10 protein-coding genes and 1 tRNA gene are annotated in these 9,071 nt (G+C 71.8%); 1 reads left to right on the top strand and 10 read right to left on the bottom strand.

Features of this window, described 5'->3' with window-relative positions; genetic code table 11:
• Window positions 1-55: 55 nt before the first annotated feature.
• The 10 genes from B8460_RS07775 to ffh form a co-directional block, all read right to left on the bottom strand.
• Window positions 56-1,147, bottom strand: coding sequence for a glycosyltransferase family 61 protein (locus tag B8460_RS07775; protein ID WP_048861018.1), 1,092 nt, complete (start codon window positions 1,145-1,147; stop codon window positions 56-58).
• Between the two features lie 60 nt (window positions 1,148-1,207).
• Window positions 1,208-1,284: transfer RNA gene (locus B8460_RS07770), tRNA-Arg, on the bottom strand.
• A 65-nt stretch (window positions 1,285-1,349) separates the two neighbouring features.
• Window positions 1,350-2,462 (bottom strand): 3-isopropylmalate dehydrogenase, encoded by a 1,113-nt coding sequence (leuB, locus tag B8460_RS07765; RefSeq protein WP_048861017.1) that lies wholly within the window; start codon window positions 2,460-2,462, stop codon window positions 1,350-1,352.
• Window positions 2,463-2,477: 15 nt separating this feature from the next.
• Window positions 2,478-3,101 (bottom strand): 3-isopropylmalate dehydratase small subunit, encoded by a 624-nt coding sequence (leuD, locus tag B8460_RS07760; protein WP_048861016.1) that lies wholly within the window; start codon window positions 3,099-3,101, stop codon window positions 2,478-2,480.
• Window positions 3,101-4,528 (bottom strand): 3-isopropylmalate dehydratase large subunit, encoded by a 1,428-nt coding sequence (gene leuC / locus B8460_RS07755; RefSeq protein WP_048861015.1) that lies wholly within the window; start codon window positions 4,526-4,528, stop codon window positions 3,101-3,103. Before leuC ends, leuD begins: the two co-directional genes overlap by 1 nt.
• A gap of 51 nt (window positions 4,529-4,579) precedes the next feature.
• Window positions 4,580-4,987: a 50S ribosomal protein L19 gene (gene rplS, locus B8460_RS07750; protein ID WP_048861014.1), complete on the bottom strand. Its 408-nt coding sequence runs from the start codon at window positions 4,985-4,987 to the stop codon at window positions 4,580-4,582.
• Complete coding sequence (gene trmD, locus B8460_RS07745) at window positions 4,984-5,751, bottom strand: tRNA (guanosine(37)-N1)-methyltransferase TrmD (RefSeq protein ID WP_048861013.1); 768 nt, start codon at window positions 5,749-5,751, stop codon at window positions 4,984-4,986. The genes rplS and trmD overlap by 4 nt, the downstream gene beginning before the upstream one ends.
• Entirely contained in the window at window positions 5,748-6,317 is a 570-nt protein-coding gene (rimM, locus tag B8460_RS07740; protein WP_084623318.1) for a ribosome maturation factor RimM, read from the bottom strand. The genes trmD and rimM overlap by 4 nt, the downstream gene beginning before the upstream one ends.
• A 25-nt stretch (window positions 6,318-6,342) precedes the next feature.
• Window positions 6,343-6,678, bottom strand: a complete 336-nt coding sequence (rpsP, locus tag B8460_RS07735; RefSeq protein ID WP_048861012.1) for a 30S ribosomal protein S16 — start codon at window positions 6,676-6,678, stop codon at window positions 6,343-6,345.
• A 37-nt stretch (window positions 6,679-6,715) separates the two neighbouring features.
• Complete coding sequence (gene ffh, locus B8460_RS07730) at window positions 6,716-8,104, bottom strand: signal recognition particle protein (protein WP_048861011.1); 1,389 nt, start codon at window positions 8,102-8,104, stop codon at window positions 6,716-6,718.
• Between the two features lie 213 nt (window positions 8,105-8,317).
• Between ffh and B8460_RS07725 the strand changes: the two genes are divergently transcribed.
• Window positions 8,318-9,071, top strand: a 754-nt coding sequence (locus B8460_RS07725) for a hypothetical protein (protein ID WP_048861010.1), incomplete at its 3' end; no start/stop codon positions are given.

Here is a 9,071-nt window from a genome sequence, read left to right as displayed (position 1 = left end):
ATCGCCGCCCGCCCGGCCGCCGCCTATCCGGCCGCCGCCGGTCCGGCCGGCGTAGCTAGCCGAGCGCGGCGAGGACGGCGCGGAAACGGTCCGGCTCCATTTCGGTGTCGCGCATCCAGGGCGGCATGCCCGGCCCGGCCTCCGGCCCCACCTCGTGGCAGCGCAGGTCGCGATAGACGAGGCCGCGGACGGCGCAGATGAGCCAGTAGAAGCTGTCGGGCATGGAGCGCGGGGTCATCAGCGTGACCTTCGCGCCCGGCGCACAGTACAGGATGTTGGTCAGCCCCGCGCCGATGGCGCCGATCACGCTGCGCGCGTCGCGGAAGGCGGCAATCTGCTCGGCGATCGTCGCGCGGCCCGGGTCGAACACGAAATACCCCTCGGCCGCCGCCATCTCGGCGAGTGCCGCCTCGTTGCGCAGCACGCGGCCGAGCCCGGTGGTGCGGGTCACGAACAGCCGCGTCCAGCCGCGCCCCTGGACGCCCTGCGCGATGCGGTCATGGCAGGCGAGGGTGTGCGGCGTGATGTAGCGGCCGTGCTGCGAGACGCCGTCCAGTAAAAATAGGTCGTGGCACAGCACGGGAGCGTTGCCGGTCCAGAACAGCCGCGGCAGGCCGATCCCGAGCCGCCCCAGCGTCTCCGTCATCACCCCGTCCATGTGGCCGCCCGTGCGGTGCAGCAGGCAGGCGAAGCCGCGGCGCACGTCATCGGGCAGCATCGCCTGCGCGAGATGCGCTCCCGGCAGCATGTCGATCATCCAGTGACCGTAGTTGTAGGCGGTCGGCCGCTTGCACAGCACGGCGGGCCCGGCATGTTCCTCGATCGTGCGGTCGAACAGCGCCTGCTGCACGGCGCGATGGGCCGTGGTGATCGTGTCCTCGCCGAACTGCGCTGCGGTCGGGGCGAACAGCTGACCGTCGGCGTTGAACACCAGCCCCTCGGCGCAGACGAAGGCGCGGCGCAGGCGATACAGGCGGACCGTCCGCCCGGTGAAGCGGCGCTGCGCATAGGCGCCCTCCACCGCCTCGACCGCCCACCAGGGCAGCTCGTACGGCCCGTCGATTTGCGGATAGGTGGTCGTGTAGTCGGGGGAGGGAAGCGTGGCGACGAGGGCGTCGTCCGGCAGATCAACGCGGGTGATCGGCATGCGCGGTCGGTCCCCGGCTCAGGGCGTTTGCGTGCGGCGGCGCGGCGGGATGGAAGAAGATGGCGCGCCCGAGAAGATTCGAACTCCTAACCCCCAGATCCGTAGTCTGGTGCTCTATCCAATTGAGCTACGGGCGCCGCCGAGGCGCGCCGTATAGACCGCGCGCCTGATGCCTGCAAGGGCCTGGATCAGCGGGCCCGCGTCAGGCCGCCACCTTGTCCAGTTCGCGCAGGATCGCCTCGCCCATCACGCTGGTGCCGACCTTGGCGGTGCCGGTCTGCATGATGTCGGCGGTGCGCAGCCCGCTGGCCAGGACGCGGGTGCAGGCATTCTCCACCAGCGCCGCCTCCTCCTCCATGTCGAACGAATAGCGGAGCAGCATGGCGAAGCTGAGGATCTGCGCCAGCGGATTGGCGACGCCGCGGCCGGCGATGTCGGGCGCGCTGCCATGAATCGGCTCATAGAGCGCGTGCCGCCGCCCGGTGCCGTCGGCCGCGCCGAGCGTCGCGGAAGGCAGCATGCCGAGGCTGCCGGTCAGCATCGACGCGAGATCGGAGAGCAGGTCGCCGAACACGTTGCTGGTCACGATGACGTCGAACTGGCGCGGGTTGCGCACCAGCTGCATGGCGCAGTTGTCGGCGTACATGTGCGTCAGCTCGACATCGGCGAACTCGCGCTGGTGCAGCGCCGTGACGGTCTTGCGCCAGAACAGGCCGGATTGCATCACGTTCGCCTTCTCGACGCTGGCGAGACGATTTTTGCGCTTGCGGGCCAGCTCGAACGACAGGCGCGCCACGCGTTCGATCTCGTTCGTCGTGTAGGATTCCGTGTCGAAGCCGCGCTGCTGTCCGTCCGGCAGCGTCTCGACGCCGCGTGGCTCGCCGAAATACAGGCCGCCGGTGCTTTCGCGCACGATCATGAGGTCGAGCCCGCGCACCACGTCCGGCTTCAGCGTGCTCGCGTCCACCAGCGGATCGAGCACCACGGCGGGGCGCAGGTTGGCGAACAGGTCGAGTTCCTTGCGCAGCGTCAGGATCGCGATCTCCGGGCGCATGTCCCAGCCCAGCGTGTCCCATTTCGGGCCGCCGACCGAGCCGAACAGCACCGCGTCGGCCTCTTTCGCCGCCGTCACCGTCTCCGGCGCGATCGGCGTGCCGCGCGCGTCGATCGCCGCGCCGCCGACGAGATCCTCCGTCATCTCGAACCGTATGCCGCGGCGGCGGTCCATCCAGTCGATGACGCGGCGCACCTCGCGCATCACCTCCGGCCCGATGCCGTCGCCCGGCAGGATCAGCAGCTTCTTGTTGGCGGCCATGTCACACTCTCCTGGTCAGACGGCGTCGATTGCGGGAAGCCAGGGACGGGCCTTGGCGCGCGCCGCCTCGTAGCCGTCGATCGACGCGGCATGCGCCAGCGTCTGTCCGATGTCGTCGAGCCCTTCCAGCAGGCTGTGCCGCCGGAACGGATCGATCTCGAAGCCGATTTCCTCGCCGTTCGGCCGCACGACGACCTGACGCTGCAGGTCGACCGTCAGCCGCGCGTTGCCGCCCAGCGCCGCATCGCCCATCAGCGCGTCGCACACGTCGCGCGGCAGGCGCACCGGCAGGATGCCGTTCTTGAAGCAGTTGTTGTAGAAAATATCGGCGAAGTCCGGCGCGATCACGCAGCGTATGCCGAAATCCAGCAGCGCCCAGGGCGCGTGCTCGCGCGAGCTGCCGCAGCCGAAATTCTCGTGCGCGATCAGGATCTGCGCCCCGCGATAGGGCTCGCGGTTGAGCACGAAGTCCGGCCGCTCCGCCCCGTCCGCGTCATAGCGCAGCGTGTCGAACAGGTGCACGCCGAGGCCGCTGCGCTTGATCGTCTTGAGGAAGCGCGCCGGGATGATCTTGTCGGTATCGACGTTCGCCAGCGGCAGCGGCGCCGCGACCGCGGTCAGCGTCGTGAACTTGTCCATCACGCCATCTCCCGCCCCGCTATCTCCCGCACGTCGGAAAGCCGGCCGGTGACCGCGGCGGCGGCGGCCATTGCGGGGGAGAGCAGGTGGGTCCGCCCGCCCGGCCCCTGACGCCCCTCGAAGTTGCGGTTGGACGTGCTGGCGCAGCGCTGGCCCGGCTTGAGCTTGTCCGGGTTCATGCCGAGGCACATCGAGCATCCCGCCTCGCGCCACTCGAATCCCGCCTCGCGGAAGATGCGGTCGAGCCCCTCCTGTTCGGCGGCCTGCTTCACGAGGCCGGAGCCCGGGACGACCATCGCGCGCACGCCGTCCGCCACGCGCCTGCCGCGCACCACGTCGGCGGCGGCGCGCAGATCCTCGATGCGGCTGTTGGTGCAGGAGCCGATGAAGACCACGTCCACCGCGACGTCCTGCATCCGCTGGCCGGGGCGCAGGTCCATGTAGTCCAGCATCCGGCGCATCTGCGCGCGTTGCGCCTCGTCGGGCGCGGCCTCCGGGTCGGGGACGCTGCCGGTGATCGGCACGACCGCCTCCGGGCTCGTGCCCCAGGTGACCATCGGCGCGATCTCCGCGGCATCGAGCACGACGGTGCGGTCATAGTGCGCGCCGGGGTCGGAGGGCAGCGTGCGCCACCATGCGACCGCTTCCTGGAACGCCTGGCCCTGCGGGGCGTGCGGGCGACCGCGCAGATAGGCGAAGGTGGTTTCATCCGGCGCGATCATGCCGGCGCGCGCGCCCGCCTCGATCGACATGTTGCAGACGGTCAGGCGGCCCGCCATGTCGAGCGCCCGCACCGCCTCGCCCGCGTATTCGATCACGTGGCCGGTGCCGCCTGCGGTGCCGATGCGGCCGATGATGGCGAGCACCATGTCCTTGGCCGTCGTCCCGGCCGGCAGACGGCCGTCGACGCGGACCAGCATGTTCTTCGCCGGCTTCTGCAGCAGCGTCTGCGTCGCGAGCACATGCTCGACCTCCGACGTGCCGATGCCGAAGGCGAGCGCGCCGAGCGCGCCGTGGGTGGACGTATGGCTGTCGCCGCAGACGATCGTCGTCCCGGGCAGGCTGATGCCCAGTTCCGGGCCGATCACATGCACGATCCCCTGCCGCACGTCGCGGACCGGGATATAGGGCACGCCGAACGCGTGGACGTTCTCCTCCAGCGTCGCGACCTGCAGGCGGCTTTCCGGCTCCTCGATCGGCCGGTCACGCGCCTCGGTCGGGACGTTGTGGTCGGCGACCGCCACCGTCGCGTCCGGCCGGCGGACGCGCCGTCCGGCCATGCGCAGCCCCTCGAACGCCTGCGGGCTGGTGACCTCGTGCACGAGGTGACGGTCGATATAGAGGATGCACGTCCCGTCTGGGAGCCGCTCGACCACGTGGCTGTCCCAGACCTTGTCGAACAATGTCCGTGGCGCGTCGGTGGTCATAGCGTGCTCCCCTCTGTGCGGTCGGTCCCGCGGCCCTGCCGGCCCGCGGTGTCAGTCGGCGGCGTCGCTGGCGGCGGCCTTGGCCGGGGCGGCGGTCACGTCGCGCGCGCGCTCGGCGATGCGGGCCGACTTGCCGCGGCGCCCGCGCAGGTAATAGAGCTTCGCCCGGCGCACGTCGCCGCGCCGGACCACGGCGATTTCGGCGATGGTCGGCGAATAGAGCGGGAACACGCGCTCCACGCCCTCGCCATAGCTGATCTTGCGGACGGTGAAGCTGGAGTTCAGCCCCCGGTTCGACCGCGCGATGCACACGCCCTCGAACGCCTGGGTGCGGATGCGCTCGCCCTCGACCACGCGCACGGCGACGCGCAGCGTGTCGCCGGCCTCGAACGCGGGCACCGGCCGGGCGGCGGTGAGGCGCGCAATCTCCTCGGCTTCGTAGCGCTGGATGATGTTCATCGCTTTATCCTCTCGTCGGATCGGGTTACGGCCGCGCCCGCGGCGTGGCAACCGGCAGGGGCGGGGGGTTGGCATGCGCGGCGGGCCCACAGGTCGGGGCGTCGCTCGCTGGTGATGCGTTCAGCCTGCGCGCGGCGCCACGCGCGGACCGCCTCGTGATGTCCGGACAGCAGCACGTCCGGGACGGTCCGGCCCTGCCAGTCGGCGGGCCGGGTGTAGTGGGGATATTCCAGCAGCCCCTCGGCGAAGCTTTCCTCCTCGGCGCTCGCCGCGGCGCCCATCACGCCGGGCAGCAGGCGCACGACCGCGTCCAGCACCACCAGCGCCGCCACCTCGCCGCCCGACAGCACGTAGTCGCCGACGCTGATCTCCTGCATCGCCCGGGCGTCGATCACGCGCTGGTCGATCCCCTCATACCGGCCGCACACCAGCACGAGGCCGGGGGCGGCGGCGAAGGCGGCGGCGTGTGCCTGGGTGAACGGCACGCCGCGCGGGGTGAGGCAGACGACGGGGCGGCCGTCATCCTGTCCGGACAGGGCGGCATCGACGATGTCGGGCCGCAGCACCATCCCCGCGCCGCCGCCGAAGGGCGTGTCGTCCACGCTGCGGTGCCGGTCGCGGGCGAAGGCGCGCATGTCCACGGCATCGAGCGTCCACACGCGCCGCGCCAGCGCCCGCCCGGCCAGCGAATGTCCGAGCGGTCCGGGAAACATGTCCGGAAACAGCGTCAGCGCCGAAGCCCGCCAGGGAACCGCGTCGCTCATGCCGCATCCTCGGCCAAGGACACGGTTGCCGCATCCGTGGGGGCATCCTCCGTGGCGGCGAGGACGCGGGGCGGGTGGACGCGGACGTGGCCGGCGGCGAGATCGACGCTCGGCACCGCCGCGCGGGTGAACGGCACCAGCAGCGGCGGCGCGCCGTCCGCGGCGATTTCCAGGCTTACTCCCGCCCCGTAATCATGCACGGCGCGGATGCGGCCGAGCGGGCGGCCGGCTTCGTCCTCGGCCGCGAGGCCGATCAGGTCGGTGACGTAATACTCGTCCTCGTCCGGCGGCGGCAGCCTGTCGCGCTCGACGTAAAGGCGCGTGTTCACCAGCGCGGCGGCCGCGTCCCGGTCGGCGACCGCGACCGGCCCCGCGTCGGACAGCAGGGTGACGGCGGCGATTCCGTCGCCCCGCCACGCCAGCCGCAGGCGGCGTCCCTTGTCGTCGGACAGCGGCCCGTAGGCGACGAGGCTCGCCGGGTCGTCGGCGTAGCTGACGACGCGCACGAGGCCACGGACGCCATGCGGGCGTCCGATCACCCCGAGCAGGATGCGCGTCTGGGCCATGTCGTGGTCCGGCGGTGCCGTGGCCTCAGGCGCCGGCGGCCGCGCGGGCGCGTTCCTGCGCCTTCTTCTTCGGCGCGGACTGCTTCGGCTGCTCGCTGAAGGCCGGCATCGGTGCCAGCCCGGCGCGGCCGAGGAAGCGGGCCACGCGGTCGGTCGCGACCGCGCCCTGGCTCAGCCAGTGCGTCAGCCGCTCGTCCTGCAGCCGCACGCGGTCGGCGTGCTCGGCCGGGAGCATCGGGTTGTAGCTGCCGACCTTTTCGATGAAACGGCCGTCGCGCGGGCTGCGGCTGTCGGCGACCACGATGTGGTAGTACGGCCGCTTCTTCGCGCCGGCGCGGGCAAGGCGTATTTTCAGGCCCATAACGTTCAGTCTCTCCTGCTGATTGGTCGTATCCGTCTCAGAACGGCCGCCGGCCGCCGCCCATCGGGGCGCCGCCCTTGGGCATCAGCGCCGCGAGTCCGTGGCGCATCAGGCCCTTCTGGCCGAGCTTGTTCATCCGCTTCATCATCGTGCTCATGTCGTCAAACTGCTTGAGCAACCGGTTCACGTCCTGCACGCTGGTGCCGGAGCCGGCGGCGATGCGCTTCTTGCGGCTTGCCTTGATGATGTCCGGGGCCCGGCGCTCGGCCCGTGTCATCGAACCGATGATGGCTGCCTGACGCTTCAGGATCGCGGTGTCGAGCTTGCTGTCATCGATCTGCGCCTTGAGCTTGCCTGCGCCGGGAAGCATGCCCAGGATGCTGGACAGGCTGCCCATTTTGCTGATCTGGCGAAGCTGCGCCGCGTAATCCTCGAGGTCGAACTTGCCTTTCGCGATACGCGCCGCGATGCGCTCCGCCTCCTGCTCGTCGAGCGTCTCGCTCGCCTTCTCGACAAGGCCGACCACGTCGCCGAGGCCGAGGATGCGGCCGGCCACGCGTTCCGGGTGGAAGTCCTCCAGCGCCTCGAGCTTCTCGCCGGTGCCGGCGAGCTTGATCGGCGCCCCGGTCACCGCCCGCATCGACAGCGCCGCGCCGCCGCGGGCATCGCCGTCCATGCGGGTAAGCACGATGCCGGTCACGCCCAGCGCCTCGTTGAAGGCGCGGGCCGTGTTCACCGCGTCCTGGCCGGTCATCGCGTCGACCACCAGCAGCGTCTCGGCGGGCGCGGCCACGTCGCGTATGGCGCGCACCTCGTCCATCAGCGCCGCGTCGATCGACAGGCGGCCGGCGGTGTCGAGGATGACGACGTCGAACACCTCGCGCCGCGCCGTATCCAGCGCGCGCCGGGCGATCTCCACCGGGGTCTGGCCCGCGACGATGGGCAGGCTGGTCACGCCGGCCCGCTCGCCGAGCTGCTGGAGCTGGAGCTGCGCCGCCGGCCGCTGCGTGTCGAGGCTGGCGAGCAGCACCCGCCGCCGCTCGCGTGTCTGGATGCGCAGGCCGAGCTTGCCGGCCGTCGTGGTCTTGCCCGATCCCTGCAGCCCGACCATCAGGATGGGGATCGGCGCGGCGGCGTTCAGGTTGACCGGCACCGCCCCGGCGCCGCCGAGCTGTTCGACCAGCGCGTCGTTGACGATCTTGACGATCTGCTGGCCGGGCGTGACGGACTCCAGCACCTCCGCGCCCACGGCGCGCTCGCGCACCCGGGCGATGAAGTCGCGCACCACCGGCAGCGCGACGTCGGCGTCCAGCAGCGCGAGGCGGACCTCGCGAAGCGCCTCGGCCACGTCGGCCTCGCCGAGCGTGCCGCGACCGCGCAGCCGGTCGAACACGCCGGAGAGCTTGTCGGACAGGGCTTCGAACACGCACCGCTCCCAACAGAAAGGGGCCGCTGCGCGAACCCTCGCGGAGCGGCCGTGCCGATATGTCGGCGGATCGGGGTATCTGCCACCCGGCCGGTGGTGTCAAGAAAGCGCCCGGCGCGACGCTCCGGGCGAAGGCCCCCGCGGCGACAGCCTCATGGGCACCGCTCCACTAGGCACCGCTCCACCGGGCGTGCTCCCGCCAGGCGCGACCGCATGCCCCTGACCTCGTCCGGCGACGGGCCCATCCCCGCGCCGTCCGTCGAGGTCGGCGCCGGCGCCGACGGGACAAACGGCGGGGGTCAGGCTGCCGTCTCCGTCCCGGCACTCGCCGCCGGGCCCCGCATGCTGCGTCTGCTGCTGCTGGCGACGGTCCTGCTGCCGCTCGCGGTGCTCTGTGCCGGGGCGACGATTGCCTGGTCGGACCAGAAGGAACAGGCGCGCGCGGCCCTCGGCCGCCTGACCGACGCCGCGTTCGAGAACGCGACCAAGATCATGGAGACCAACCGCCTCGTGCTGCGCGAGATGGGCACCATCGTCGCCGGGCGGGACGAAGACGCGCTGCGCCGCGACGCGCCGGCGCTGCATGCCGCCCTCGCGGCGCTGCGCGAAGGTCTGCCGCAGATCAAGAACCTGCTGGTGTTCGGGGTGGACGGGCAGATCCTCGCGGTCGCCGGCGACGTGCCGCCCCGGCCCGACGTCTCTGCCGCCGACCGCGACTATTTCCGCGCCGCGGCGGCGCGGGACGGCATGGCGATCGGCCGGCGGCACATCAGCCGCCTCGACGGTCGGCCGTTCTTCAGCGTCGCGGTCCGCTGGCACGACGCCGCCGGACGGGTCGCGGGGGTGCTGGCGGTCGCGGTGCAGCCCGGATACTTCGTGGACTACTTCCGCCGTCTGGCCGAGGACGCGGCCTATGGCGGCGGCCTCGTGCTGACCCTGCGCCGGGCGGACGAGGCGCTGCTGGCGC

This window comes from Acidisphaera rubrifaciens HS-AP3 (assembly GCF_000964365.1).
Classification (GTDB): Bacteria; Pseudomonadota; Alphaproteobacteria; order Acetobacterales; family Acetobacteraceae; genus Acidisphaera; species Acidisphaera rubrifaciens.
This window is presented reverse-complemented; position numbering and strand designations above follow the sequence as displayed.